Annotated in this window: 21 protein-coding genes and 3 pseudogenes; 10 read left to right on the plus strand and 14 right to left on the minus strand. The window is 73.0% G+C overall.

What is annotated here, in order from left to right; translation table 11 throughout:
• Positions 1-32: 32 nt before the first annotated feature.
• From AQJ91_RS28990 to AQJ91_RS29015, 6 genes are all read right to left on the minus strand, one after another.
• Positions 33-1,046, minus strand: a complete 1,014-nt coding sequence (locus AQJ91_RS28990) for a zinc-dependent alcohol dehydrogenase (protein WP_067027373.1) — start codon at positions 1,044-1,046, stop codon at positions 33-35.
• Between the two features lie 13 nt (positions 1,047-1,059).
• The gene (locus AQJ91_RS28995) at positions 1,060-2,580 is read right to left on the minus strand and encodes an aldehyde dehydrogenase family protein (RefSeq protein ID WP_067027375.1); all 1,521 of its coding nucleotides are present in this window, start codon (positions 2,578-2,580) and stop codon (positions 1,060-1,062) included.
• A gap of 45 nt (positions 2,581-2,625) precedes the next feature.
• Positions 2,626-3,939, minus strand: a complete 1,314-nt coding sequence (locus AQJ91_RS29000; protein WP_067027377.1) for a sigma-54-dependent transcriptional regulator family protein — start codon at positions 3,937-3,939, stop codon at positions 2,626-2,628.
• A gap of 439 nt (positions 3,940-4,378) precedes the next feature.
• Positions 4,379-6,109 carry a sensor histidine kinase gene (locus tag AQJ91_RS29005; RefSeq protein ID WP_067027379.1) on the minus strand — a complete coding sequence of 577 codons (1,731 nt, stop codon included), beginning with the start codon at positions 6,107-6,109 and terminating at the stop codon, positions 4,379-4,381.
• 131 nt (positions 6,110-6,240) lie between these two features.
• The gene (gene gap / locus AQJ91_RS29010) at positions 6,241-7,269 is read right to left on the minus strand and encodes a type I glyceraldehyde-3-phosphate dehydrogenase (RefSeq protein ID WP_067027381.1); all 1,029 of its coding nucleotides are present in this window, start codon (positions 7,267-7,269) and stop codon (positions 6,241-6,243) included.
• Positions 7,270-7,413: 144 nt separating this feature from the next.
• The gene (locus AQJ91_RS29015; RefSeq protein ID WP_067027383.1) at positions 7,414-8,106 is read right to left on the minus strand and encodes a response regulator; all 693 of its coding nucleotides are present in this window, start codon (positions 8,104-8,106) and stop codon (positions 7,414-7,416) included.
• A 231-nt stretch (positions 8,107-8,337) separates the two neighbouring features.
• Between AQJ91_RS29015 and AQJ91_RS29020 the strand changes: the two genes are divergently transcribed.
• Positions 8,338-8,733 (plus strand): hypothetical protein, encoded by a 396-nt coding sequence (locus AQJ91_RS29020; protein WP_067027385.1) that lies wholly within the window; start codon positions 8,338-8,340, stop codon positions 8,731-8,733.
• Positions 8,734-9,097: 364 nt separating this feature from the next.
• Positions 9,098-9,547 carry a pyridoxamine 5'-phosphate oxidase family protein gene (locus AQJ91_RS29025; protein ID WP_199848049.1) on the plus strand — a complete coding sequence of 150 codons (450 nt, stop codon included), beginning with the start codon at positions 9,098-9,100 and terminating at the stop codon, positions 9,545-9,547.
• A 250-nt stretch (positions 9,548-9,797) separates the two neighbouring features.
• On the opposite strand, the gene AQJ91_RS29030 is transcribed toward AQJ91_RS29025, so the two are convergent.
• The 3 genes from AQJ91_RS29030 to AQJ91_RS29040 form a co-directional block, all read right to left on the minus strand.
• Positions 9,798-10,631: a universal stress protein gene (locus tag AQJ91_RS29030; RefSeq protein WP_199848050.1), complete on the minus strand. Its 834-nt coding sequence runs from the start codon at positions 10,629-10,631 to the stop codon at positions 9,798-9,800.
• A gap of 125 nt (positions 10,632-10,756) precedes the next feature.
• A complete protein-coding gene (locus tag AQJ91_RS29035; RefSeq protein ID WP_067027389.1) occupies positions 10,757-11,197 on the minus strand; it encodes a pyridoxamine 5'-phosphate oxidase family protein in 441 nt (146 codons plus the stop codon).
• Positions 11,198-11,311: 114 nt separating this feature from the next.
• Positions 11,312-11,986: a helix-turn-helix domain-containing protein gene (locus AQJ91_RS29040; RefSeq protein ID WP_067027391.1), complete on the minus strand. Its 675-nt coding sequence runs from the start codon at positions 11,984-11,986 to the stop codon at positions 11,312-11,314.
• A gap of 232 nt (positions 11,987-12,218) precedes the next feature.
• Between AQJ91_RS29040 and AQJ91_RS29045 the strand changes: the two genes are divergently transcribed.
• Positions 12,219-12,611, plus strand: a complete 393-nt coding sequence (locus AQJ91_RS29045) for an STAS domain-containing protein (RefSeq protein WP_067027393.1) — start codon at positions 12,219-12,221, stop codon at positions 12,609-12,611.
• A gap of 5 nt (positions 12,612-12,616) precedes the next feature.
• Here the strand turns inward: AQJ91_RS29045 and AQJ91_RS29050 are convergent, their stop codons facing one another.
• On the minus strand, positions 12,617-13,606 hold the full coding sequence (locus AQJ91_RS29050; RefSeq protein WP_067027395.1) for an Acg family FMN-binding oxidoreductase: 990 nt from the start codon (positions 13,604-13,606) through the stop codon (positions 12,617-12,619).
• Positions 13,607-13,874: 268 nt separating this feature from the next.
• Between AQJ91_RS29050 and AQJ91_RS29055 the strand changes: the two genes are divergently transcribed.
• From AQJ91_RS29055 to AQJ91_RS56110, 3 genes and pseudogenes are all read left to right on the plus strand, one after another.
• On the plus strand, positions 13,875-14,456 hold the full coding sequence (locus AQJ91_RS29055; protein ID WP_067027397.1) for an Rv1733c family protein: 582 nt from the start codon (positions 13,875-13,877) through the stop codon (positions 14,454-14,456).
• A gap of 123 nt (positions 14,457-14,579) precedes the next feature.
• Positions 14,580-14,966 (plus strand): annotated as a pseudogene (locus tag AQJ91_RS50150) (NAD(P)-binding domain-containing protein); the annotation flags it as partial.
• A gap of 20 nt (positions 14,967-14,986) precedes the next feature.
• Positions 14,987-15,910 (plus strand): annotated as a pseudogene (locus AQJ91_RS56110) (NADP-dependent phosphogluconate dehydrogenase); the annotation flags it as partial.
• A 21-nt stretch (positions 15,911-15,931) separates the two neighbouring features.
• Here AQJ91_RS56110 and AQJ91_RS29065 read toward each other — a convergent pair.
• The gene (locus AQJ91_RS29065; protein WP_067027399.1) at positions 15,932-17,647 is read right to left on the minus strand and encodes an IlvD/Edd family dehydratase; all 1,716 of its coding nucleotides are present in this window, start codon (positions 17,645-17,647) and stop codon (positions 15,932-15,934) included.
• Between the two features lie 136 nt (positions 17,648-17,783).
• On the opposite strand from AQJ91_RS29065, the gene AQJ91_RS29070 reads away from it, so the two are divergent.
• Both AQJ91_RS29070 and AQJ91_RS56115 read left to right on the plus strand, forming a co-directional pair.
• Complete coding sequence (locus AQJ91_RS29070; RefSeq protein WP_199848051.1) at positions 17,784-18,800, plus strand: zinc-dependent alcohol dehydrogenase; 1,017 nt, start codon at positions 17,784-17,786, stop codon at positions 18,798-18,800.
• 209 nt (positions 18,801-19,009) lie between these two features.
• Positions 19,010-19,162, plus strand: coding sequence for a hypothetical protein (locus tag AQJ91_RS56115; RefSeq protein WP_234383033.1), 153 nt, complete (start codon positions 19,010-19,012; stop codon positions 19,160-19,162).
• A 10-nt stretch (positions 19,163-19,172) separates the two neighbouring features.
• On the opposite strand, the gene AQJ91_RS50160 is transcribed toward AQJ91_RS56115, so the two are convergent.
• Together AQJ91_RS50160 and AQJ91_RS29075 are read right to left on the minus strand one after the other, a co-directional pair.
• Complete coding sequence (locus AQJ91_RS50160; RefSeq protein ID WP_407696938.1) at positions 19,173-20,138, minus strand: Glu/Leu/Phe/Val family dehydrogenase; 966 nt, start codon at positions 20,136-20,138, stop codon at positions 19,173-19,175.
• Positions 20,139-20,146: 8 nt separating this feature from the next.
• Positions 20,147-22,153, minus strand: a pseudogene (locus tag AQJ91_RS29075) (FAD-binding and (Fe-S)-binding domain-containing protein); the annotation flags it as partial.
• 143 nt (positions 22,154-22,296) lie between these two features.
• On the opposite strand from AQJ91_RS29075, the gene AQJ91_RS29080 reads away from it, so the two are divergent.
• Positions 22,297-23,211, plus strand: a complete 915-nt coding sequence (locus AQJ91_RS29080; RefSeq protein ID WP_067027403.1) for a LysR family transcriptional regulator — start codon at positions 22,297-22,299, stop codon at positions 23,209-23,211.
• 10 nt (positions 23,212-23,221) lie between these two features.
• Here AQJ91_RS29080 and AQJ91_RS29085 read toward each other — a convergent pair whose 3' ends face one another.
• Entirely contained in the window at positions 23,222-24,136 is a 915-nt protein-coding gene (locus AQJ91_RS29085; protein WP_067027405.1) for a LysR family transcriptional regulator, read from the minus strand.
• Between the two features lie 65 nt (positions 24,137-24,201).
• Here AQJ91_RS29085 and AQJ91_RS29090 point away from each other — a divergent pair, with 65 nt between their 5' ends.
• Positions 24,202-25,410: an NAD(P)/FAD-dependent oxidoreductase gene (locus tag AQJ91_RS29090; protein ID WP_067027407.1), complete on the plus strand. Its 1,209-nt coding sequence runs from the start codon at positions 24,202-24,204 to the stop codon at positions 25,408-25,410.
• Positions 25,411-25,456: the final 46 nt, after the last annotated feature.

Genomic DNA, 25,456 nt, shown 5'->3' on the forward strand with positions numbered 1-25,456 from the left:
CTGCCTCTCCCTGGGCCCGGGGGTGCCGGGCCTCAGAACTCGAAGACGAGCCGTGCCTCGGCCCGTCCGCCGAGGACCTCGTCGAAGGAGTCGTTGACCTGGTCCAGGCGCCGCGGTTCGGCGATGACCCGGGTGCGTCCGGCCGCGTGCAGCGCGAACACCTCGCTCAGGTCCTGGCGGGTGCCGACGATGGAACCGATGACGGAGATCCCGCCGAGCACGGTCTCGAAGATCGGTACGTTGATCGCCGCGTCGTCGGCGGGCAGCGCGACCATGACCAGGCGTCCGCCCCGGTTGAGCGACCGGTACGCCTGCTCGAACGCCTTGGGCGCGGCGGCCAGCACGACGGCCACGTCCGCGCCGCCGGCCTTCTTGATCTCCTCGACCGGATCGTGCGTGCGGGCGTTGACGATCTCGTCGGCGCCGAGCCGGTGGGCCAGGCCCAGCTTGTCCGGTTCGAGGTCGACGGCCGTCACGAAGCCGCCGACGAGGCGTGCGTACTGCAGCGCGAGGTGTCCGAGGCCACCGACACCGAAGACGGCGACGCGTTCGGCCGGCTGCACATGGGCGACCTTGATCGCCTTGTAGGTGGTGACGCCCGCGCAGGTCAGCGGTGCCGCGTCGAACGGGGTCACGCCGGCGGGCACCTCGACGACCGCGCCCGCGTTCGCGACGGTGTACTCGGCGTAGCAACCGTCCACGGAGTAGCCGGAGTTGACCTGGCTCTCGCACAGGGTCTCCCAGCCGGAGACGCAGTAGCGGCAGGTGCCGCAGGCCGATCCGAGCCACGGGACGGCGACCCGCTTGCCGACCATTGATTCGGACACGCCCGCTCCGACGGCCTCGACGGGACCGACGCCCTCGTGGCCGGGGATGAACGGCGGCCGCGGCTTGACGGGCCAGTCGCCGTGCGCGGCGTGGATGTCGGTGTGGCAGAGCCCGGAGGCCTCCATCCGGACGAGGATCTGTCCGGGGCCGGGCTCGGGTACGGGGAGCTCCTGGATCTCCAGGGGCTTGCCGAAGTCGGTGACTACCGCTGCCTTCATCGTGGTCCCCTTCTCAGAACAGCCCGAGCGGCTTGGTGCCGTAGCTGACCAGGAGGTTCTTGGTCTGGCTGTAGTGCTCGAGCATCATCTTGTGCGTCTCGCGGCCGATGCCGGAGACCTTGTAGCCACCGAACGCGGCACCCGCGGGGTACTGGTGGTAGCAGTTCGTCCAGACGCGGCCGGCCTTGATGGCACGGCCCATCCGGTAGGTGCGGCCGGTGTCGCGGCTCCACACGCCGGCGCCGAGGCCGTACAGCGTGTCGTTGGCGATCTCCAGGGCCTCGGCCTCGTCCTTGAAGGTGGTGACCGCGAGGACGGGGCCGAAGATCTCCTCCTGGAAGACGCGCATCTTGTTGTGGCCCCTGAGGACGGTCGGCTCGAAGAAGTAGCCGTCCGTGAACTCGCCGCTCAGGGTGGGACGGTGGCCGCCGACCAGCAGTTCGGCGCCCTCCTTGATGCCGATCTCGACGTACGAGGCGATCTTCTCGACCTGCTGCCTGGAGACCTGAGGGCCGATCATGGTCGCGGTGTCGAGCGGGTCGCCCTGCTTGATGGCGCGGATCCGCTCCAGGCAGCGGCCCATGAACTCCTCGTAGATGTCCTCCTGGATGAGGGCGCGGGAGGGAGCGGTGCAGACCTCGCCCTTGTTGAACGCGTACAGGACGAGTCCCTCGACGGCCTTGTTCAGGAAGTCGTCGTCCTGGGCGGTCACGTCGTTGAAGAAGATGTTCGGCGACTTGCCGCCCAGCTCCAGGGTGACCGGGATGATGTTCTTCGCCGCGTACTCCATGATCAGGCGGCCGGTGGTGGTCTCGCCGGTGAAGGCGACCTTGGCGATGCGCTGGTTGGTGGCGAGGGCCTTGCCGATCTCGGCGCCGGGGCCGTTGACGACGTTGAGGACGCCCGGCGGCACGAGGTCGCCGACGACCTCCATCAGCTTCAGGATCGACCACGGGGTCGGGGAGGCCGGCTTGATGACGGTGGCGTTGCCCGCGGCGAGGGCCGGGGCCAGCTTCCACGCGGCCATCAGCAGCGGGAAGTTGAACGGGATGATCTGGCCGACGACGCCCAGCGGCTCGTGGAAGTGGTAGGCGATCGTCTCCTTGTCGATCTCGGTGATCTCGCTCTCCTGGGCGCGGATCGCGGCCGCGAAGTAGCGGAAGTGGTCGGCGGCCAGGGGGATGTCGGCGGCCAGGGTCTCGCGGACCGGCTTGCCGTTCTCCCAGCTCTCGGCGACGGCGAGTTCCTCGCGGTGGGCTTCGATGGCGTCGGCGACCTTGTTGAGGACCGCGGCCCGCTCGGTGGTGGACGCCTCGCCCCACTTGTCCTTGGCGGCGTGCGCGGCGTCCAGGGCGAGTTCGATGTCCTCGGCCCCGGACCTCGGGACCTCGCAGATCGGCTTGGCGGTGGCGGGGCACAGGTTGGGCGTGTACCGACCGGTGGTCGGCGCCTGCCACTTGCCGCCGATGAAGTTCTCGTACCGGGGCGCGACGTCGACGGGGCTGCCGGGCCTGCCCGGAGGTGCGTACTGCATGACCGTCCCCTTTCCCTCACAGCGTTCGGGGTGTTGGTCCGAACGCTAGGGACCGGAACGCTGCAACACCGCTGCATGCCGCCCGGCCTGCGGCGGTACGGCGAGAGAGGCGTCCAGCGCGTGTGCCCGGGCCGCGGCGGCCGCGCGCTGCGGTGATCCGCCCGGCAGCCGGTGGGCGAGCGTGCGCCACGCGGAGAGGTCGTCCATGCCCCACTCCGCGGCCACCCAGCGGCGCAGCAGCCCGGGATCGCCGCTGCCGAGGACGGCCCCGCGCAACTGCTGCTCCAGCGCCCGCCGTTGCCCGACCACGGCCGGCGCCTCGGAGCGCGGCAGCAGGGGGCCGGGATAGCGTGCCAGCGCCTCGGCCACCCGGCCCTCGGCGAGCAGGGAGGCGACGTATCCGAAGTCGGTGCGCACCGGGCACAGCAGCGCGTACGGCCGCGAGCCGAGCAGCGCGGGGCCGAGTACGGCGCGCAGCCTGGTCAGTTCGGCCCGCAGTGTCGAGGGCGGCACCTCGTGCTCCGACAGGCCGACGGCGAGCCGGTCGCCGGTCACGCCGTGGCCCGCCAGGGCGAGCGCGACGACGATCTCGCTGTGCCGTGGGCTGAGGCGGTGGACGCGTCCGTCGCTCTCCAGCAGGGCGCCGTCCCGGCCGAGTGCCGTGATCCGAACGCATCGGTGCGTGACCGGACCCCGTCCGTCGGGAACGAGCAGCGATGTGCGCGCGAGTTCCGCCTGCGCCGCCAGCGCCGCGGCCCGTACGGCGGCCAGGGCGGGCGGGGTCGCGATGGTGCCGCCGCCGGTGAGGTCGACGACGCCGAGCACCCGGCCGCTGACCGGGTCGCGCACCGGCGCGGCGGCGCAGGACCAGCCGTGCACAGCGGAGCTGTAGTGCTCGCCTGCCATGATCTGGACGGCCCGCCCCACCTCCAGCACGGTGCCCGGCGCGTTCGTCCCGGCCTGTGCCTCGGACCAGACGGCTCCCTCGACGAAGTGCATCCGCTCGGCCCGCCCCAGGGTCCGGGTGTCCCCCTCGACCCACAGCAGGGTGCCGTCGGTGTCCCCGACGGCGAAGACGTGCCCGTCGTCCGCGGCGCCGGCGCCCAGCAGCTCCCGGAACAGGGGCAGTACGGGGGCCAGTGGATGGGTGCGCCGGTAGGCGGTCAGTTCGTCGGAGGGCCGGGCGGGTCCGGGCGGGCCGGCGCTGTCGGGGCGGGTGCCGCGGGCGGCGCAGCGCTGCCACGAGTCGGCCACCAGCGGCCGTACCGCCGGTGACGCGGGTGCGCCCGGAGGTGCCGTGACGAACCGTTCGTGCGCGGCGCGCAGCGCGGACGCCTCGGTGGCGGTGGACGCGTCCATGGGACCTCCCGTGCCGTCCTCGTGTCCGCTCCAGCCTTCCCGCCCCGGCCAGTGGCCTGCAGAGGCCGAACGGCCCCCGCGGCGGGGCCCGTCGGGCTCTCGCCGCGGGGGTCGTCGGGCTCTCGCCGCGGGGGTCGTCGGGCTCTCGCCGCGGGGGTCGTCGGGCTCTCGCCGCGGGGGTCGTCCGGATGGTGCCGGGCCCGCCGAGAAGCGGTACGCGCGTCCCCGGCACGACCGCGGTCGGCCTGACGCGGGCCCGGCACGGGCAGGGTGACCCGCCCTGCCCCTCCCGAGAGGCCGCACGAGGAGTTCCCCATCCGCCGATGCACCTCGTGGGCTCGGCTCCACCCTGACAGCGTGCACCATGGGCGCGACAGATCCGATGGGCCCGGAGAAGGGTCCCGAACGGCCCAAGCGCGCAGGCGTCCTTGACTGTCTCCTATCCCTCCGCGTGCGTCACCGGCACCCGCCACACCAGCTTGGTGCCGCCGCCCTCCGGAGCGGTCAGCTCGAGCTCACCGCCCAGCTGCACGGCCCGCTCGGCCATGTTGTGCAGGCCGCTGCGGCGGCCGTCGGCCGGAATGCCCACGCCGTTGTCGGCCACCGTCAGCCGCACCTCACGTCCGTCGGCCTCCAGCGCCACCTCGGCGCGGTCCGCGCGGGCGTGCCGGGCGACGTTGGTCAGGCTCTCGGAGAGCACGGCCACCACATGGTCGGCGACCTCCCGGGGCACATCGGTGTCGACCAGGCCCTCCATGCGCACGCTGGGTGCGAAGCCCAGCACGGGGGCGGCCTCGCCGACCGCCCGCACCACCCGGGCGCGCAGTCCGGCGCCGGTGGCGCCGTCACGCGCACGCAGGCCGAAGATCGTCGAACGAATGATCTTGATGGTCTCGTCCAGGTCGTCCACCGCGCGCGCCACGCGCTCGGAGGCCTCCTGGTGCTCGATGAAGCGGCCCGCGCTCTGCAGCGTCATCCCGGTCGCGAACAGCCGCTGGATGGCCAGGTCGTGCAGGTCCCGGGCGATCCGGTCGCGGTCCTTGAGCACCGCGATCTCCTCGGCGTCCTGGCGCCGTTCGGCCAGCTCCATCGCGATCGTGGCCTGCGCGGCGAGGCCCTGAAGGGGCTCGGTCTCCTTCTCCGTGAACACCGTCTGGCCCGCCTCGCGCACCAGCAGCACCACACCGCGGACGACGTCACCGGTGCCGATGGGCACGGCCACGGCCGCGCCGAGGCCGGCGAAGCGCAGGTCGGGGTTGGTCACGCGCGCGTCGCGGGCGACGTCCGGGCTGCTGACGGGGGCGGCGGTGGCGAAGGCCTGGCCGATGAGGCTGTCCGCCACGGGCAGGACGAGCCCGCGGTTCTCCTCCGCGCGCTCCCCGATGGCCAGTTCGATGCGCAGCGAGTCGGTGTCCTCCACGGGCATGGCGACCACGGCGAGGGCGGCGCCGGTGATCTCCCGGGCGCGCTCGGCGATCAGACCGAGGGCCTTGCCGCGCTCGCTGCCCGACATCAGGCTGTGGGTGATCTCGGCGTTGGCCTGCAACCAGCGCTCGCGCAGCCGGGACTCCTCGTACAGGCGGGCGTTGTCGATGGCGACGCCGGCCGCGACGGCCAGGGTCGAAAGGACCGACTCGTCCTCCTCGTCGAACTGCGCGCCGCCCCGCTTCTCGGTCAGGTACAGATTGCCGAAGACCTGGTCGCGCACCCGGATCGGAACACCGAGGAAGGTGTTCATCGGCGGGTGGTGGGGCGGGAAGCCGTACGATGCGGGGTGTTCGGAGATCTTCGCCAGCCGCAGGGGCTCGGGGGTGGTGATCAGCTCGCCGAGGATGCCGTGGCCCTCCGGGTAGGGGCCGATCCGGGCGATCTCCTCCTCGGTGACGCCGACCGTGTGGAAGGCGGACAGCCGCTTGCCGTCGGATCCGATCACGCCCAGCGCGGCGTACTGGGCGTCGACCAGCACGGCCGCGGCCTCGACGATGCTGTGCAGCGCCTGTTCCAGGTCCAGCTCCCGGCCGACCGAGAGCACCGCCTCCAGCAGGCTGTGCACCCGGTCGCGCGTGCCGCGGGCCGCGTCCAGGCGGGCCTGCAGCTGCTCCAGCAGCTCGTCCAGCTTCAGCTGCGGCAGCCGAACGCGGGCCTGACCGGCCTGCTCCTGGCTTTCCACCGGTTGCTCCTCCACGTCCACCTCGACACGCCGACAGCCACCGCTTCGGTCAAGAGTCACGGTATCGGTCGGAGGCCAGGGACGATACGGGATCACGCCAGGTCGCCGGGCCGGGGGACCCGGCCGCCCGGTCAGCCGCGCGGCAGCCGGGCCGCGACGTACTCGGTGAGGTCCAGCAGCCGGTTGGTGTAACCCCACTCGTTGTCGTACCAGCCGAAGACCTTGACCAGGTCACCGTGCGCCTGGGTGAGCGGCGCGTCCAGCACGCAGGACGCCGGGTCGCCGACGACGTCACGGGACACGATCGGCGCGTCGGACACCCGCAGCACGCCCTTCAGCGGCCCGTCGGCAGCCTCCCGGAACGCGGCGTTGACCTCGTCGGCGGTGACCGGCCGGTCGAGGACGATGCTCAGGTCGGTCAGCGACCCGTCCTCGACGGGGACGCGTACGGCGATGCCGTCCAGGGTGCCGGCCAGTTCCGGCAGCACCAGGCCCACGGCGCGGGCGGCGCCGGTGCTGGTCGGGATGATGTTGACGGCGGCGCTGCGGCCGCGGCGCAGGTCCTTGTGCGGGCCGTCGAGGACGACCTGGTCGTTGGTGTAGCCGTGGATGGTGGTCATCAGGCCCTTGACGATGCCGAAGTGCTCGTCGAGGACCTTCACCATGGGGGCGACGCAGTTGGTGGTGCAGGAGGCGTTGGACACGACGTGGTCCTTCTCCGGGTCGTACGTGCCCTCGTTGACGCCCATGACGACGGTGGCGTCAACGCCCTTGCCCGGCACGGACAGCAGCACCTTGCGGGCGCCGGCCTTCAGGTGCTGTCCGGCCTGTTCCCGGGTGCGGAAGCGGCCGGTCGACTCGATGACGACGTCCACGCCGAGGTCGGCCCAGGCCAGGGCGGCCGGGTCGCGTTCCGCGGTCACGGCCACGCGGTGGCCGTCCACGGTGATCGACTCGTCGTCGTGCTCGACGGCGCGGCCGAGGCGGCCGTACGTCGAGTCGTACGCCAGCAGGTGGGCCAGCGCCGCCGGCGAGGTGATGTCGTTGACCGCCACGACCTCCACCGGGGTGCCGGCGGCGGTCTCCGCGCGCTCCAGCACGCAGCGCAGGTAGTTGCGGCCGATGCGGCCGAAGCCGTTGATGCCCACGCGCACGCTCATGTCCGTCGTCCTCCCGATCGGGTGTCCGGTGCTGACCGGTGGTGTCCGGTGCACTGCCAGCCTCCGGCGTGCGGATCCGGTGCGGGAGGGGCCGTACGGGGGTGAGGTCCGGGACGTCCGGCCCCACCGTCCGCTACGGGGGCCTCAGTTGCCCTGCTGCTTCAGCCGGTCCTGGGCCTGGGTGGCGATGACCGCGGCCTGGATGCGGCGCTCCACGCCGAGCTTGGCGAGCAGGCGGGAGATGTGGTTCTTCACGGTCTTCTCGGCGAGGAAGAGTCGCTGGCCGATCTGCCGGTTGGTGAGCCCCTCCCCGATCAGGGCGAGGATCTCCCGCTCCCGGTCGGTCAGCCCCGGCAGGGCGTCCGGCTCCTCCTCCTTCTGCTGGTCGTGCCGCAGCCGGGCCATGAGCCGGGTGGTGGCGCTGGGGTCGAGCAGGGACTGCCCGGAGGCGACGGTCCGGACCGCCGACACCAGGTCGGACCCCTGGATCTGCTTGAGCACATACCCCGAGGCGCCCGCCATGATCGAGTCCAGCAGGGCCTCCTCGTCGTCGAACGAGGTCAGCATCAGACAGGCCAGCTCCGGCATCCGTGAGCGCAGCTCCCGGCACACGGTGACGCCGTCACCGTCGGGCAGGCGCACGTCGAGCACCGCGACCTGGGGGCGCAGCGCGGGCACCCGCACCAGGGCCTGCTCCACGGTGGCGGCCTCACCGATCACGGTGATGTCCGGCTCGTCGTTCAGCAGGTCGTGCACCCCCCGCCGTACCACCTCGTGGTCGTCCAGCAGGAAGACCCGGATCGGGCCGTCGGTGCCGGGCTGTACGCCGTCCGCCATCAGATACTCCTTGTCGTGCGTGCCGCGGTGTCCATACCTACGGAGATCCTTCTCGATTCCGGGCCGTTCGGCCAGGGCCGGTCGGCCCTCAATCCCACTGTGCCGGTTCCGGGCGCACTCCGGGCAGGACTCCCGGCCCGGAGTGCGGGGCCGAGTGGCCCTGGGAGGGGTGCCGCCCCGCGCAGCAGGCTGGAACCGCTGACAAAGGATCACTCACGAGGAGTGGGGCACATGACTGCCAGGGACATCGGTATCCGCGTGCGGGCGGCGGGCCACGTGGACGAGGAGGCGCTGGCCTACGTCCGGGCGAAGGTCGAGGCGGCCCTCGATCGGCCCGGGCTCGCGGGCGTCAGCGGCGAGGTGCGGGTCACCCGGGCGACGGCACAGCACGTCGAGCAGCCGTGGTCCGCGGCGGCCGAGATCCGGGTCGGCGACACCCTCGTGGTCGTCCACGCCCAGGAGGCCACGGCCCACGAACTGGCGGACCGCCTCCAGCACCGCCTCCGCGGCCAGACCGACCGCGCGACCCACCGCGCGGACCTGGCCCGCAGGGCGTCGACGCCACCGCCGTGGCGCGGGGGCCCGACGGAGACCGAGGCAGCCGCCGAGGCGTCCCCCACGGTGTGAGACGGACCGGGGGCGAACGCCACCGAACCGAGGGGGCTGTGGGGACACTCGGCGAGGAAACAGCGGAGCCCCGCACGACACCGAGCTTCACGGGCCCGGCAGCGAACCGTTGTTCCCCCACCCCGCACGGCCCCGTCCCCGCTCCCTCACACAGGTCGGCCGGACATTCGCGAGGGCCGAACGGCCCTAGCGTCGTCATGGCCGTCGCGGTTCGAATGATCTGATCCAACCAAGCCGCGACGAGACCACAGACGATCACGCCCCGCCCGCTCACCGGCCATCACCCGGCCACGAGCCGTGACGGACCCGGTGAGCCGGTCGGAGACATGAAGCAGTGAGAGACGAACACCTACGGAAGCCCGCCATGACCCTCGACAACGCCCAGCCCGTCGCCTCGGGAAGACGGCGCCGGAGCATCGAGCTCGACAGCGCCGAGTCCCTGCGGCTGCTGGGCAGCGTGTCGTTCGGGCGGATCGTGTTCACCCAGCACGCGCTGCCGACGATCCGCCCGGTCAACCACGTCCTCGATGACGGCGACATCGTCATCCGCACCCACGAGGGCGCAGCCCTGACGTCCCGGACGAGGCAGGCCGGCGCGCCGGGTGTGGTCGTGGCGTACGAGGCGGATGTCATCGACCCGGACACCCACCTCGGCTGGAGCGTCGTCGTCACCGGCTACGCCCACCTCGTGACCGACGCCCGCGACCTGGCCCGCTACCAGGAGCTGCTGCACCCGTGGGTGGAGCGGGCGATGGACTACGCGGTCCGTATCCGCCCGGACCTGGTCACCGGCGTCCGGCTCGCCGAGGCCTGAGCCCACCGGGGCCACGGCCTCCTCGACCTCGGGGTACTTCTCCCGCCACGTCCGCAGCATGCCGACGGGCGCCGGGATGGCCGCGGAGGCGATGCCGTGGACGTCCGGCCGGTGTTCGTCCCCCGGCACCGGTACCGGCGCGTACGACGACGGGGCCTTCCGCGCGGGCCACGACGGCCATCGGCACGGAGCCGAAGAGGTGTCCGGCGACCCCGGCGCCGACGAGCAAGCCGGGGTCGCGGGACCCGTGTCAGCCGGTCGCCGGTACCAGTACCACGGGGCAGTGGGAGCGGTGCAGCAGCGTGTGCGCGACAGGGCCGAGCTGCGGTCCGAGTCGGCTCGTGCGGCGGTGCGCGCCGATGACGACGACGGCGGACTCGTGGGTGGCCGTCAGCAGGGCGTGCGCCGGGCCGGTGCGCACCGTGCGGGTCTCGACCGCGACCTCGGGGTGCTCGTCCTGCAGCCGGGCCAGGCTGAACCGCGGCACGGCCTCCTCGGCCCGGTCCTCGCGGACTTGTGCGCGCTGTCCGGGGCTGGTCGCGGGGATCAGCGAGGGCAGTTCGGGGGTGATGTAGCGGTGGGTGCGGGAGTGCAGGACGCGCAGTCGGACACCGCGCCGCTCCGCCTCCTGGAAGGCGTACGCGGCCGCGTGGGCGTCGGCGTCGCCCTCCAGGCCCAGCAGCACCTCGCGCCCGTCGTCGCACGGGTGGTCCCCGCGTACGACGAGGAGCGGGCCGTGCACATGCGCGGCCAGCCGCAGGCTCACCGAGCCGGCCAGCAGTCCGGTGACTCCGCCGAGGCCACGGGTGCCGACGACGGTCAGCTCCGCGCCCTCGCTCTCCCGCACGAGTTCCCGTACGACACCGCCCTCGGCGGCCCTGGTCACCACCGGCAGCCCGGGGTGCCGTTCCCGTATGCGTGCGGCGGCCGACGCGAGGACGGGTCCGGCCTCGTCGTGGTCGGGCACGGCGTACACGACGCGCAGTTCCGCCGCGCGCCGCGCGGCCTCGTCCGCGGCCCAGTCCAGCGCCCGTACGGCGTTCAGGGAACCATCCACTCCGACAACCACATGCTGGAGAGTCATGTCCCTCTCCCTTCTGCTCCGTGCTCCCGATGTTCGTACCGCGCCGGCGCCGGTGGCAGGGGCCACGCGAACCCGCCGGCCCCGCCGTACGGCCCTCGCCCCAGGGCCACAGGGCCCCTCATGCGTCAGGGGGAGAGGTCCAGGCCGTACATGCTGCGTCCGCCGACCAGCTCCCGTCCGGTCACCAGCTCGGGCTCGATGCGGACGAAGACCTCCTGGGGCGAGGGCACCCAGGAGCGCGGGCCGGTGCGGGCCAGGCGTTCCTGCTCGGCGGGGTCGGTGACGACCGTGGCCGGGCCGGTGACGACCACGCTCCAGCCGGAGTGGGCGTCCGCGTCGACGTCGTCGGCCTCGAAGGCCACCACGGCGCCGTCGATGGCGCGGACCAGCTCCGAGGCGGCCGCGGTGCGCAGCAGGACCGCGCCGTCGGCGTCGAGGCAGAAGTTGACCGGCAGTACTGCGGGCAGCGCCTGGCGCGTGTGGACGATACGGCCGACGGGCACCTTCGCCAGCAGGCGCAGGCACTCCTGCCGTTCTAGTTCGCGGAATCCGTCGTTGCGGTACATGGGTCAGTCCGTCTTTCGCCTGATGAAGCGGTTTGCGCTCTGTGTCCAAGGGTTGCCGGTCGGGGGCCGCGGGCGAAGGGCCATCGGTCCCGGGTGTGCCGGACAACAGCCCCGTCACACCGCGATACGGCGTCCGGTGACGGCCACCGGATCGATGCGCACCCACTGCTCGCGCCGTCCGCCCGCCCAGGGCGTGCTGTACGCCCGCGCGTCGAGGCGGCGCGCCTCGTCGGGGTCGGTCACGGCCCGTGCGTGTCCCCGCACGAGCACGCTCCAGCCCTGGCTGAAGGCGTCGTCGATGCGGTCGGTCTCGAAGGCGACCTGACAGCCGGCCGCCTGCGCGGGCGTGGTGCCGGGGCCGGTCCGGAAGACGATCGCACCGTCGACGACGCTGTAGTTGACGGGGACGATGACCGGCCCCGAGGCGGTGGGCACGGCGAGCCGTCCCACTCCGTGGGTGGAGAGCAGTGCCCGGCACTCCTGTGTCGTCAGCTCGGTGAACTGGGGGTGGCGGGCGGCCTGCCCGCGCCCGGGCGGCAGTTCGGCGTCGCCTCCGGTGAGGTCCGTGACGGTGGTGTGCAGCACCTCCGCCAGGATGTGGAGCACTCCGGTGCCGGGTGCGGCGCCGGGGTGCTCCTCCAGGTACTGGAGGTAGCTGGGCGCCATGCCCGCGCGGCCCGCGGCCTCCCGCAGGGTGAGGCCGAGCCGGGTGCGGCGTTCGGTGAGGCGGCGCCCGAGGTCGCCCACGGGGGCCGGCTCCGCCGACTTCGACGGGGTGCGGTCGGTCATGGCCCGTCACTTCCTCTCGTCAACGAAGCCCTCGGGGCAGCGGTGCGATGCCGGGATTGCGCATCAGGTCCAGCTTGTCCGGTGTCGGTCCGGTCCGCTTGGGCCGGTCGGTCCCCCTCGGGGCGCCGGTCGGGGCCCGAGCGCCACTTGGGTCCGGTCGGCCCCGCCGGACCGGCCGGACTGGGCCGAGCGGCCCTTCCGTACGCCCCACTGCACCCGCTTTTCTCGCACCATGTCCGAAAACCACTCCAGGCCCGCGCCGTTCCGCTCGGTACGCGTCGTCGCCGGGACGACGGTCGTGGAGCTGCGCGGCGAGCTCGACCTCTTCACGGCGCCGCACCTCGCGGCCCGCCTGGACGCCCTGACCGCCGGACCGTGCGCCGCTCTGGTGCTCGATCTGCGGGCCGTGCCCTTCATCGACTGCAGTGGTCTTGGTGTGCTGTGCCGGGCGCGGAACCGTGTCCTGGCCCGGCAGGGCCGACTGCGGCTGATCACGGACAGCGCGCGCTTCCTGCGGGTGCTGCGCGCCGCCGGTCCGGCGGGCGTGTTCGAGGTGTACGCCCGGCTCTCCGAGGCCCTCCCGGCCGCGCCGCGACCGGGTGCGGTCGCCGTCACGACGGGCTGATCGGGTCAGGTGTCCGTCGGTCCCGTGTCGAGCAGTGTGTGTGCCGCACGGCGCGGAGTGGCGGGGCCCTGGGGGCCGTAGCCGAGGCGTACGAGCATGTGGGCGTGCTCGGTCGGGGCGCTCAGGGAGTCGCGCAGGTCCGGCCATTCCATCGCCTGGTGCAGCAGGGAGGCGCGCAGTCCGCGGGCGGTCGCGACCAGCAGGACGCGTTCGAGTGCCTGCCCGGCGCGCAGCCAGTCCGCGCGGCGGTCGTGTGCGGTGGTGAGCCGGGCGATGGCGGGCGTCGTCTCGAAGGTGCGGGCGGCGAGCCGCTCGGGGTGGCGCTCCGCGGTGAAGTCGCGCATGGGGAGCCGTTCCCGGGCGTCCTGCGGGCCGAGCGCCACCCAGGGCAGGCCGGTGTCGGACGACGTGTACGGATCCCCGCGCACCCAGCGGCGGCTCTCCGCCATACGGTCGGCGTCGAGGCGGTTGCGCTGCTCGGCCTGTGCGGTGAGAGAGAGCAGCCGTGCGGTCTCCGCGGCGTCGGGGAAGCCTAGCCGGGCACCCTCCGCGCCGGCCGCGGCGGCGAGTTCCAGGCGCAGATACGGGGGAATCGGCCGGTCGGAGAACGGGAACCGGCTGCTGTGCCGGCGCCAGATCGCCTCGTACAGCCCGGCATCGGCACCACGCGGACCGGTGAGAGGCTCGGTCGGGCGGACGGAGGCCAGCAGGTCCGGGTCCTCCGGGCTGGGCAGCAGCCGGGTGACCGGCTCCCAGCCGAAGTGGGCCATCGCGATGCGCAGGTTGAGCACGCAGGCCCCCACCGACAGGTGCAGGGCGCGCCCTTCCGGGTCGGTGTAGCGCAGGCTGCCGTGCGAGGCCGCCCGGACGTGGAAGGTGACCGTCTCGGGGTCGAGCCGGAACCGCCAGGGCTGGGCGTTGTAGACCGAGGGCGCGGCGACCGCGGCCGAGAGGCACTTCTCCAGGACCGCGGCGTCGAAGGATGTGCTGCGCATGACGCCCTCCTCTCGCGCCTGAGTGGTGCTGTGTGCCTTCGAGCCTGAGCGCCGGGCGGCGGCCGCGGAGAGGGGCCGTTGGTCCCTCGCGGAGGTCTGGCAGTCCGTACACGTCCCGTGCGGACCCGCACGAAGGGGGCTGAACGTCCCGGCTCCGGCGCCGAGTCGGTCCCGGTCGGTCCCCCCATTCCGTCTGACCGGCCCATGCCGCGGCCGGCCCGCGACTGTCACCGTCAGGACAGCGACGACGAAGAGGAGGTGCGGACCGATGAGCGGCGGCACAGGCACGAAGAAGCTGATGTGGCGGTGGCGGAGCAACCCGCTGCGACGGCACGACGACATCGTCGAGGCATGGATCGTCCTGGCCGTCTGGGCGGTCATCCTGGTGGGCGGCACCCTCGCCGGCCTGGTCACGGCCCACGCCGCCGACGAGGTGTTCGACCAGCAGCGCGAAGAACGCTACGCCGTGAAGGCCGAGGTCGTCACCGGCGCCCCGGCCGCCGTCACGACGGCCGGCACGACGAACCGGCGTGCCCTGGCGCAGGTCCACTGGACGACCCCCGACGGCGCCACGCAGACGGGCAAGACGCTCGTGCCCGCCGGTCAGAAGGCCGGCACCGAGGTCGAGGTCTGGCTGAACGGCCAGGGCGACCTCGCCACCGAGCCGCCCAGCCCCACGGAGGCGTCCGTCGAGGCCGGCGTCCTGGGCACGGCCGCCGCACTCGCCCTCGCCGGCACGGTCTTCGGCGCCGGCGCCCTCGCCCGGTGGCGCCTCGACCGACGGCGCTTCGACCGCTGGGGCCGGGAGTGGGACCTGGTGGGACCCGAGTGGGGACACAAGACCAGCTGACGCCCTCGGCCGGCCGGCCACCACTGGAGCGCGGTGAGCCCCGCCGCAGCCCCTCAGCACCCGCCCCCGCCCGCCACTCCCGCCGACGCGAAGTACCCGGACCCGATCCGGTACACGCGCAGGACGCAGGCGGGCGCGGCCACCGACGCCGTCATCGACGAGTTCGCCCCGCTGCTGGAGCCCGGCGACGTGATCATCGACGGGGGCAACGCCCACTTCGCCGACACCCGCCGCCGCGAGGCCGCCCTGCGTGAACGTGGCATCCACTTCGTCGGCACGGGCATCTCCGGCGGTGAGGAGGGCGCCCTCGACGGCCCGTCGATCATGGTCGGCGGATCGGCGGAGTCGTACGCCGTGCTCGGCCCGATGGTCGAGACCGTCAGCGCGAAGGTCGACGGCGAGCCGTGCGCCGCCCATGTCGGCACCGACGGTGCCGGGCACTTCGTCAAGAGGGTGCACAACGGCATCGAGTACGCCGACATGCAGCTCATCGCCGAGGCCTACGACCTGCTGCGCCAGGTCGCCGGCTACACCCGGGCACCGACGGTGCCCGGCACTTCGTCAAGAGGGTGCACAACGGCATCGAGTACGCCGACATGCAGCTCATCGCCGAGGCCTACGACCTGCTGCGCCAGGTCGCCGGCTACACCCCGGCCGAGATCGCCGACATCTTCGGGACGTGGAACGAGGGCCGGCTCGGCTCGTACCTGATCGAGATCGCCGCCGAGGTCCTCGCCCACACCGACGCCAGGACCGGGCTGCCCTTCGTCGACGTCGTGGCGGACGCCGCCGGACAGAAGGGCACCGGCCGCTGGACCGTGCAGACGGCCCTGGACCTGGCCTCCCCGGTCACCGCGATCGCCCAGGCCACCTTCGCCCGTGCCGCCTCCGGACAGCGTGAACTGCGCGCCGCCTACGCCGGGTTGCCCGGCGGCACCACTCCCCCGCTCAGCCGCACGGAGGCCGCCCGCTTCACCTCACAGGTCGAACACGCCCTGTACGCCTCGAAGGTCGTCGCCTACGACCAGGGCTGGAAGATGATCCAGGACGCGGCCGCCGAGTACGGCTGGAAGATCGACCTCGCGGCGGTCGCCGGGATCTGGCGCGGCGGCTGCATCATCCGCGCCGCCTTCCTCGACCGTATCCGCGCCGCGTACACCGCCGACCGGGACCTGGTCAGCCTGCTGAGCGAGGAGGGCTTCGCGCGGGAGATCGGCGACGCGCAGGTGCCGTGGCGGGAGGTCGTGGCCTCCGCCGCCCGCCGTGGCATCCCGGTCCCGGCCTTCTCCGCCGCCCTCGCCCACTACGACACCCTGCGCGCCGGCCGTCTGCCGGCCGCCCTTCTCCATGGCCAGCGCGACTCCTTCGGCGCGCACACCTACCGGCGCACCGACCTCGACGGCGCGTTCCACACCAACTGGGCGCGTCCCGGCCGCCCCGCGACCGAGGCCTGAGCGGGCGGCCGGGTCCGGAGTTCAGTGGGATTCGCGGCTGACCGCCGAGCCGCTGGAGCCGATCAGGAAGTCCAGGTCGGCTCCGGTGTCGGCCTGGAGGACGTGCTCGACGTAGAGGCGTTCCCAGCCGCGCCCGGGGTTGGCGAAGCCGGCGACGGTCGCCTTGTCGGGGGTTCTGCGGGCGAGTTCGCCGGCGGAGACGTCGAGGTCGATGCGGCGGGCCGCGACGTCGAGGGCGATGACGTCTCCTGTCCGTACGAGGGCGAGCGGGCCGCCGGCCGCGGCCTCCGGCGCCACGTGCAGGACGACGGTGCCGTAGGCGGTGCCGCTCATCCGGCCGTCGCAGACGCGGACCATGTCGCGGACGCCCTGTTCGAGGAGTTTCCTCGGCAGCGGCATGTTCGCCACCTCCGGCATGCCCGGGTAGCCCTTGGGGCCGCAGCCGCGCAGGACGAGGACCGAGTCGGCGTCGACGTCGAGGTCCGGGTCGTCGACGCGGGCGTGGAAGTCCTCGATCGAGTCGAAGACGACGGCCCGGCCGCGGTGCCTGAGCAGGTGCGGGGAGGCCGCCGCGGGTTTGATGAGCGCGCCGTCGGGGGCGAGGTTGCCGCGCAGCACGGCGATGCCGCCCTCGGCGACCAGTGGCTCGGCGCGGGTGCGGATGACCTCCGGGTCCCACACCGACGCGTCGTCGAGGTGGTCGACCAGCGGCTCGCCGGTGACGGTCAGGGCCTCGGGGTCCAGGAGGTCGCGGGCCTCGCGCAGGACGGCGAGCAGGCCTCCGGCGCGGTGGAAGTCCTCCATCAGGAAACGCCCGGCCGGCTGAAGGTCGACCAGGACCGGCACCCGGGAGCCGATGCGGTCGAAGTCGTCGAGCGACAGGTCGATGCCCAACCGGCCCGCGATCGCCAGGAGATGGACGACGGCGTTGGTCGAGCCGCCGACGGCGGCCAGCGCCACGATCGCGTTGTGGAAGGAGCCCTTGGTCAGGAAGGCGCCCGGCCGCCGGTCGACGGCGACCATGTCCACCGCCAGCCGACCGGTGCCGTGGGCGGCCTCCAGCAGCCGGCTGTCGGGAGCGGGCGTGCCGGCCACCCCGGGGACGACCGTGCCCAGGGCCTCGGCCACCAGCGCCATCGTCGAGGCGGTGCCCATCGTGTTGCAGTGCCCGCGGCTGCGGATCATCGCGGACTCGGAGCGGGTGAACTGCTCCTGCGAGAGCGTGCCGGCCCGCACCTCCTCCGACAGCCGCCACACGTCGGTGCCACAGCCCAGCGGAGTGCCGCGGAAGGTCCCGGTCAGCATCGGGCCGCCGGGCACGACGACGGCGGGCAGATCCACCGAGGCGGCGGCCATCAGCAGCGACGGGATGGTCTTGTCACAGCCGCCCAACAGGACCACTCCGTCAATGGGGTTGGCCCGCAGCATCTCCTCGGTGGCCATGGCCGCCATGTTCCGCCACAGCATGGCCGTGGGCCGCACCTGTGTCTCGCCCAGCGACACCACGGGCAGGTCCAGCGGGATGCCGCCCGCCTCGTGGACACCGTCGCGGACCGAGGCCGCCACCTCGTTCAGATGCGCGTTGCAAGGAGTCAGATCCGAGGCGGTGTTGGCGATGGCGATCTGCGGGCGGCCCGTGAAGGCGTCCCCCGGCACACCGCGGCGCATCCACGCCCGGTGGATGTAGGCGTTGCGGTCCTGACCCGCGTACCACTGGGCGCTGCGGAGCGTCGCCATTGAGCCCCTTCCAACAATCGACACACCGGTCTAATGTCTGGAACGCCATGGAGCATACGCACACGTCCGGCACCCCGACAGGCCTCGGTGAGGCCCGCTCGACCCCCCTCCTCTGGAGACCTGCCTCGTGCACCTCATGCGCGCATTCGTCCTGACCGCCCCCGGGGAGTACGCCGTTCAGGAGGTGCCGGCACCGGTGGCCGCCCCCGGCGAGGTCGTCGTCGACGTCGAGCGGGTGGGCGTGTGCGGTACCGACGTGGAGTTCTTCACCGGCGCGATGGCCTACCTCCACCAAGGACACTCCGCGTACCCGATGCGGCTGGGCCACGAGTGGTCCGGGCGTGTGACTGCCCTCGGCGACGGTGTCGACCCGGCCTGGGTCGGGCGACGGGTCATGGGCGACACCATGCTCGGCTGCGGTAGCTGCCGCCGGTGCCAACGCGGCCGGCAGCACGTGTGCGAGAAGCGGCAGGAGGTCGGTATTCGCGGGGGCCGGGCCGGTGCCCTGGCGGAGCAGCTCGCCGTGCCGGTCTCGTCGTTGCACGTCCTGCCCGACTCGGTCGGCGCCGCGCTCGGCGCGCTGGTGGAGCCGGGCGGCAACGCCCTGCGTGCGGCGCGGGCGGCCATGCCCCGGCCCGGTGACCGTGCCCTGATCCTGGGCCCGGGGACCATCGGGCTGCTGGTCGCGATGTTCGTCCGCGCCGCCGGCGCCGAGGTGCACCTGATGGGCCGTACCGACAGCTCGCTCGCCTTCGCCCGCGATCTGGGCTTCGAGCACGTGTGGGCGGAGGACGCCGTCCCGGACCTGTCGTTCGACGCGGTGGTCGACGCCTCGAACGCCGCCCATCTGCCCGGCCTGGCCCTGGAGTCGGTCGAGCCGGGCGGCCGCGTCGTCTACGTAGGACTGGCCGGCGAACCCAGCCGCATCGACACCCGCGCCCTCGCCCTCAGGGACGTGACCGCGGTGGGCGTCCTGTCCGCCTCCCCCGGCCTGGACGCCACGATCCGGGCGTACGCCGACGGCTCCGTCGACCCGAGGCCGCTCGTCGCCGCGACCGTGGGCCTGGACCAGGTCGGCCCCGTCCTCGCAGGTGAGCGCCCGGTCGGCGCCGGCCCCGGACCCAAGATCCACGTCGACCCACGCCTGAGCTGACCGGCGACGGAAGCGATGTACCAGGGCTAATCGATTTCGCTACAAGTTCTGGGCCGCCAACCCCGACGTCACGGTGAGGTTCACGCTGATCCCGAACGCCGAGTACTGCACCAAGCTCCTCGCCGACGCGGGGGCGGACGTCCTCGTCGCCGGACTGTCCATGGGTACGACGTTCGGGACCCGCCCGCCCTTCTTCGTCACGGCACGGTGTGCGGCTCGCCTTCCACACGGAGTCCAACAGCACGCTCTGGTACGAGCGGGACATCGACCTGTTCATGCCCGTCGCTCGCGAGGCGGCCGACCCCGTGGCCGCGCTCCGGGCGCGGCCGGTCGTCGCGCGGGAGGCACGGCACGTCGAGTAGCAGGGCGTGGTCAGGCGCGGGGTATGCGGCCCTTGCTCCGCATCGCGGTGAGGACGCGCTGCTCGGCCAGGGCGCGGCCGGCGGCGTGCGGGGTGACGTCCCGGCGCTCGGCCTCGTCGAGGACGGTGACCGTGTTGGCGCGCAGCCTGGCCGAGACGGTCTCGAAGATGGCGGTGGTGTCGGGGCGGAAGCCGGAGTAGCGGGCGTCCATCGCGAAGGCGGCGGCGACGACACCTCCGGCGTTGCCGACGAAGTCGGGAAGCACGGTGACACCGCGCCCGGCGAGGATGGCCTGGGCGTCGGGCGAGGTGGGCAGGTTGGCGCCCTCGACGACGAGTCCGGCCTTGATGTCCTGCGCGGTGGTGTGGTCGATCACGTCCTGCAGGGCGGCGGGCACCAGGACGTCGCAGTCAACGGTGAGTTCCGCGCCGGGGGCGAGCGTCGTGCCCCGGCCGAGGCGGGTGACGAAGTGGTCGCCGTGTTCCTCGCGGGCCGTCAGGAGGTCGTCGACGTCGAGTCCGCCGGGGCCGTGCAGGGCACCATGGGCGGTGGAGACCGCCACGACGGTGGCGCCGAGTTCGGCGAACCGACGGGCGGCCGCGCTGCCGACGGCGCCGAAGCCCTGGATGGCGACGCGGGCCCCGGCCAGCGGCAGGCCCAGGCGCTGGGCCGCGGCGTCGGCGGCCTCGGCGACCCCGTAGCCGGTGACGCCGAGCTTGTCGTAGGCGACGCCGCCGAGGTGCTCGGGGGTGCCTACGGCGGCGGCGCGGTCGCCCAGCTCGTCCTGGATGACGGCGGCGTCGCTCTCGGTCAGCCCCATGTCGAGCCCCATCACGTACTCGCGGGGCACCTCGTTGGACAGGGCGCGGGCGAAGGCGCGCAGGACGGCCTCCTTGTCGCGGGCGGCGGGGTCGGCGACGATGCCGGCCTTGGCTCCGCCGTAGAACAGGTCGACGCCGGCCCACTTCCACGTCATGACCCGGGCGAGGCGGGCCGGACGCGGCCCTTGTAGTGGTGGTACAGGAACTCCGACTTGTACGTGGCCATGTCCACCTCGACCGGGCAGTCGGCGCTGCACCCCTTGCAGGACAGGCACAGGTCGAGGGCGTCGCGGACCTCGGTCGACCGCCAGCCGTCGGTGATCACCTCACCCTGGGTCATCTCGTAGAGCAGGCGGGCGCGGCCCCGGGTGGAGTCCTTCTCGTCGAGGGTGACCCGGTAGCTGGGGCACATGACGTCGCCGCGGTGGGCGGCGGTACGGCACTTTCCGACGCCGACGCAGCGGCGGGCGGCCTTGGCGAAGTCGCCGTCGTCGGAGTGGAGGGGGAAGACTGTGGTGAGCGGCAGCGGCGTGCGGTGCGGGCTGACCCTGAGGTTGCCGTCCACGGGCAGCGGCCGCACGATCATGCCGGGGTTGAGGCCGTTGTCGGGGTCCCAGAGGTTCTTGAACTCCTCGAACAGGGCGATGACTTCAGGCCCGTACATGAGCGGCAGCAGTTCGGAGCGTGCCTGGCCGTCGCCGTGTTCGCCGGACAGGGAGCCGCCGTGCGCGGTGACGAGCTCGGCGGCGTCGGTGACGAAGGCGCGGAAGACGGCGGTGCCCTGTTCGGTGGTGAAGTCGAAGTCGATACGGACGTGCAGGCAGCCCTCACCGAAGTGGCCGTAGACCGCGCCCCGCAGGTCGTGCCGTTCCAGCAGCTGGATGAACTGGCGTAGGTAGGAGCCGAGTCGGTCTGGCGGGACGGCCGCGTCCTCCCAGCCGGGCCAGGCTTCGGAGCCTCCCCCAGCCCCAGGGGGCTGGGAGGTGCCCCCGGGCAGGCGGGTGGCCAGGCCCGCTCCGTCCTCACGGATCCGCCACAGCCGTCGGGCACGGGCGGGATCGGTGACGACCTCGGTGCCGGTGCAGCCCGTGGCCTGCCGGGCGGTCTCGGCGAGTTCGGCCGCACGCAGGGGCAACTCGTCTGCCTCACCGCCGAGTTCGGCGAACAGCCAGGCCCGGGCGGCGGGCAGGCTGTCGATCGCCGCGCGGGTCTCGGGGCGGGTGACGATGTCGGTCAGCGCCTGGTCGAGTCCCTCCAGAGCCAGCAACGGGTGCCCCAGCAGGGCGGGCACGGCGTCGGCCGCGGCGCCGGCGTCCTGGAAGCCGAGGACGACGAGAGCCCGGGCGGGGGGCGGGGAGACCAGTCGGACGGTCGCCGAGAGGACGACGGCGAGCGTGCCCTCGCTGCCGACCAGAGCACGGGCGGGATTGAACCGGCGCTCGGGCAGCAGGTGTTCCAGCGCGTAGCCCGACACCTGCCGCGGGAACTGCCCCAGTTTCGTACGCAGCGCCGCCAGGTTGTCCTGGGCGAGGCGGTGCAGGGACGCGATCAGCCGCCCGCGGTCGTCGCCGGCGGCGACGGCCTCGTCGATCTCCCGCCGGCTCATCTCGCCGAGCCGGACCACCGTGCCCCGGTAGGTGACCACCTCGAGTTCCAGGACGTTGTCGGCGGTGCGTCCCCAGGCCAGGGAGTGCGATCCGCAGGCGTTGTTGCCGATCATGCCGCCGAGCGTGCAGCGGCTGTGGGTGGACGGGTCGGCGCCGAACAGCAGACCGTGGGCGGAGGCCGCCTTCTGCAGGTCGTCCAGGACGATGCCCGGCTGCACCGTGGCGGTCCCCGCCCCCGGATCCAGCGCGAGCAGCCGGTTGAAGTGGCGGGAGAAGTCGAGCACCACGCCCGCCCCCACCGCCTGGCCGGAGGTGCTGGTGCCGGCCCCGCGCGAGGTGACCGGCACACCCAGGCGGCGGCACACGGCGAGGGCGTTGAGGACGTGCCGCCGCTCACGGGGAAAGACCACGGCGAGCGGGATCCGGCGGTAGTTGGAGGCGTCGGCCGAGTACTGTGCCCGGCGGCCGGCGTCACCGGCGACCTCTCCGCAGTCCCCGCGGGCAAGTGCCGCGGCCACAGCCGCCGCGTCGAGGCTGCCACGGCCCGGCGCTGTCCTGGTCACGGTGCTCGCTCCTCCTTGCCCACCAGGCGCGGTCGCCCGGGTCCTCCCACGATGTGGGCCGGGCGGGGCCGGCACAAGGGCCAGCAGAACGAGAGAATTGACGCACCAGGGCAAGAGATACTTACGCTACTGAGGAGCCCGCGTTGCTGAAGCCACTGCACCTGCTCACGCTGAAGGCCGCCGTCCGCAGCGGATCGTTCGCGATCGCGGCCCGCGATCTCGGCTACACCGCGTCCGCGGTCTCCCAGCAGATCTCCGCCCTGGAGAAGGAGACCGGCCTTGTGCTGTTCGAGCGCGAGGCTCATGGGATCCGGCCGACGGCCGCCGCCCACCGCCTGGGCGAGCTCGGCGATCGTGTGCTGGCCGCCCTGGGCGACCTGGACCAGCACGTGCGGGAGCTGGCCACCGGTGTCACCGGCCGGCTGCGGCTAGGCAGCTTCCCCACCGCCGGCGTCAGGCTCGTACCGCCCGCCCTGTCGGCGTTCGCCGAGAGCCATCCCCGTGCCCAGATCCAACTGGAGGAGGGCGAGCCCGAGGAACTGGTCGCCGCACTCGGCGACGGTGACCTGGATGTCGCCCTGGTGTACGAGTACGGACTCAGCCCCCGTCCATGGCCCGACGGTCTGACCCACCACCGGCTGCTGACGGAGGACCTCGTGCTGCTCCGCGCCCGCGACAGCGGCCTGAGCGCACAACTCCCCCACCTGTCCCGGGCCCGCTGGATCACCAGCCGGGAGGGCACCGACGGGGCCCGGTCGACCGTCCGGCTGTGTGCGGCGGCCGGGTTCGAGGCCGCGGTCGCCTTCCGCAGCAACAACTACGACGTCGTACGGGAGTTGGTGTCCGCGGGGCTCGGAGTGGCGGTGGTACCGGCACTCGGCCACGCCCCGAAGGACAGCATCGAGGCCACTCGGCTCACCCAGCGCTCCGCACACCGCACCGTGCTGGCCCTGCACCGAAGCGAGAACAGCAACCCGCTGCTGACCCCCCTGCTGGCCTCGCTGCGGCGGGCGGTACCCGTGGACGAGCCGTTCCTGCACCCGCACGGAAGAGACTGAAGAGCAAGCTCTACGCCGAGGTGTCACGCCGGGATTCGGCCACCGCCCGCAGGACGTCGAGGAGGGCCGCCACCGTGGGCCGGCGCTCGGCGGAGGAGCGGAACACCACGACGATGTGCCGCTCGACCGTCTCGCTCAGCGGCACCACGTCGAAGTGCGAGGCGCGCAGTCTGAGCATCAGATCCGTCACCGTGCTCACCCCGATGCCCGCCTCGACCAGCGCCAGGGTGGCCGCGGTGTCCGTCACCTCGTGCTGTACGTCCGGCTCGATGCCCGCCCGTCGACAGGCGGTGCGCACGGCGCGGCCGTAGTAGCTGTCGGCGGACGGCAGGATCCACGTCAGGTCCCGGGTGTCGGTCAGGGAGATCTCCTCGCGGCCGTCCGTCGACCCGGTGGGCACCGCGAGGGAGAACCGCTCCCGGTAGAGCTGCGTCACCCGCAGGGCGGGGTCGCGCGGGATGGGCACGTCCGGGTAGTCCAGGCCGAGCGCCAGGTCCACACCGCCGGAGGCGACGGCGTCGTAGACCTCGTCCACGTCCAGGTCACGGCTGTGCACGGCCAGTCCGGGATGGGCCTCGTGCACGCGCCGCAGGGCCAGCGGCAGGACCTCGGCGGCGACCGTGGCGAAGAGGCCGACCCGCAGCACCCCGGAGACCTCGCCCCGGCTGCGTTCCAGCGCCTCCACGGCTTCGGCCTCTGTGGACAGGATCCGCTCGGCGTGCAGGGCCAGCGTCCTCCCCGCGTCGGTCAGTTCCACCCGCCGCCCCACCCGACGCAGCAGTTCCATGCCCGTGGCCTTCTCCAGCGCGGCGATCTGCTGGGAGACCCCGCCGGGGGTGTACCCCAGGGCCTGCGCCACCGCCGTGATGGTGCCGCGCCGGGTCAGTTCCACCAGGGAGCGCAGCTGGGAACTCGTCCAGTCCATATAGAGAACCTAATAGATCGGAAGCACCAACTGTTCATGGACGTCAACGGTCAGGCTGCGTCACGATGACGCACAGCCTCTGGAAGGACGGTCTCTTGTCCCTCTCCTCCTCCACCTTCCGCACCGTTCCGCCGACCGCCGATGTCGTGATCATCGGCGGTGGGGTGATGGGTGCCAGCACCGCGTTCCACCTCGCCGAAGCCGGCGTGACCGACATCGTCGTCGTCGAGCGCGGCGAACTGTGCAGCGGCAGCTCGGGCAAACCGATCGGCGGAGTGCGCGCCCAGTTCTCCGATCCGCTCAACATCGAACTCGGCAGCCGGAGCCTGCGCGCTTTCCAGGACTTCCCGCACCGCCCCGGCACCGACATCCGCCTGGACAGCGTCGGCTACCTCTTCCTGCTCACCAGCGACCGGCAGGCCGCGGACTTCGAGACCAGTGTCGGGATCCAGAACGGTCTGGGCGTCCCCACCCGCATGATCGGCCCGGACGAGGCACACCGGCTGTGCCCCTACATCAGCACCGACGGCCTCGTCGCCGCCGCCTTCTCACCCACCGACGGCCACGCCCGCCCCGCACTGGTCGTCCAGGGCTACGCCGACGCCGCGGCCCGGGCCGGCGTAACCTTCGCCACGCGCGCGTGCGTGACCGGCATCGACACCGCCGGCGACCGGGTCGCCGCGGTCCACACCGACCGCGGCCGCATCGCCTGCTCCACCGTCATCTGTACGGCGGGCGCCTGGTCCGGGCAGATCGGCGCCATGGCCGGCGTCGACCTGCCGGTACGGCCGGTGCGCCGCCAGCTCGCCTTCACCGAGCCGCTCACGCCCCCGGCGCCCCGTATCCCCTTCACCATCGACTTCGCGTCGTCGGCGTACTTCCACAACAGCGACGACGGCCTGCTGTTCGGCCTCGCCGACCCCGGCCAGCGGGACGGCTTCGACACCACCTGGACCCCGGAGTGGCTGGAGCTCTTCCGGGACGTCGTACGGTACCGAGCCCCCGAACTGGCCGGCATGGAGATCGCCGACGGCTGGGCCGGACTGTACGAGGTCACCCCCGACCACAACGCGCTGATCGGACGCTCCGGCGAGCTGTCCAACTTCCTGTACGCCACCGGGTTTTCCGGCCACGGCTTCCTGCAGGGCCCCGCCGTCGGCGAGATCCTGCGCGACCTCTGCCTGGACCGCGAACCGTTCGTCGACATCTCCCCTCTCAGCGCCGACCGTTTCCGCTCGGGAGCCGAGATCCGCCCCGAAGCCCACGTGGTGTGAGCACCCCGAACTCCCCTGATGAGCCCCCTGTTCGAAAGGGAGACCC

Source organism: Streptomyces dysideae, from assembly GCF_001514305.1.
Lineage (GTDB): Bacteria > Actinomycetota > Actinomycetes > Streptomycetales > Streptomycetaceae > Streptomyces > Streptomyces dysideae.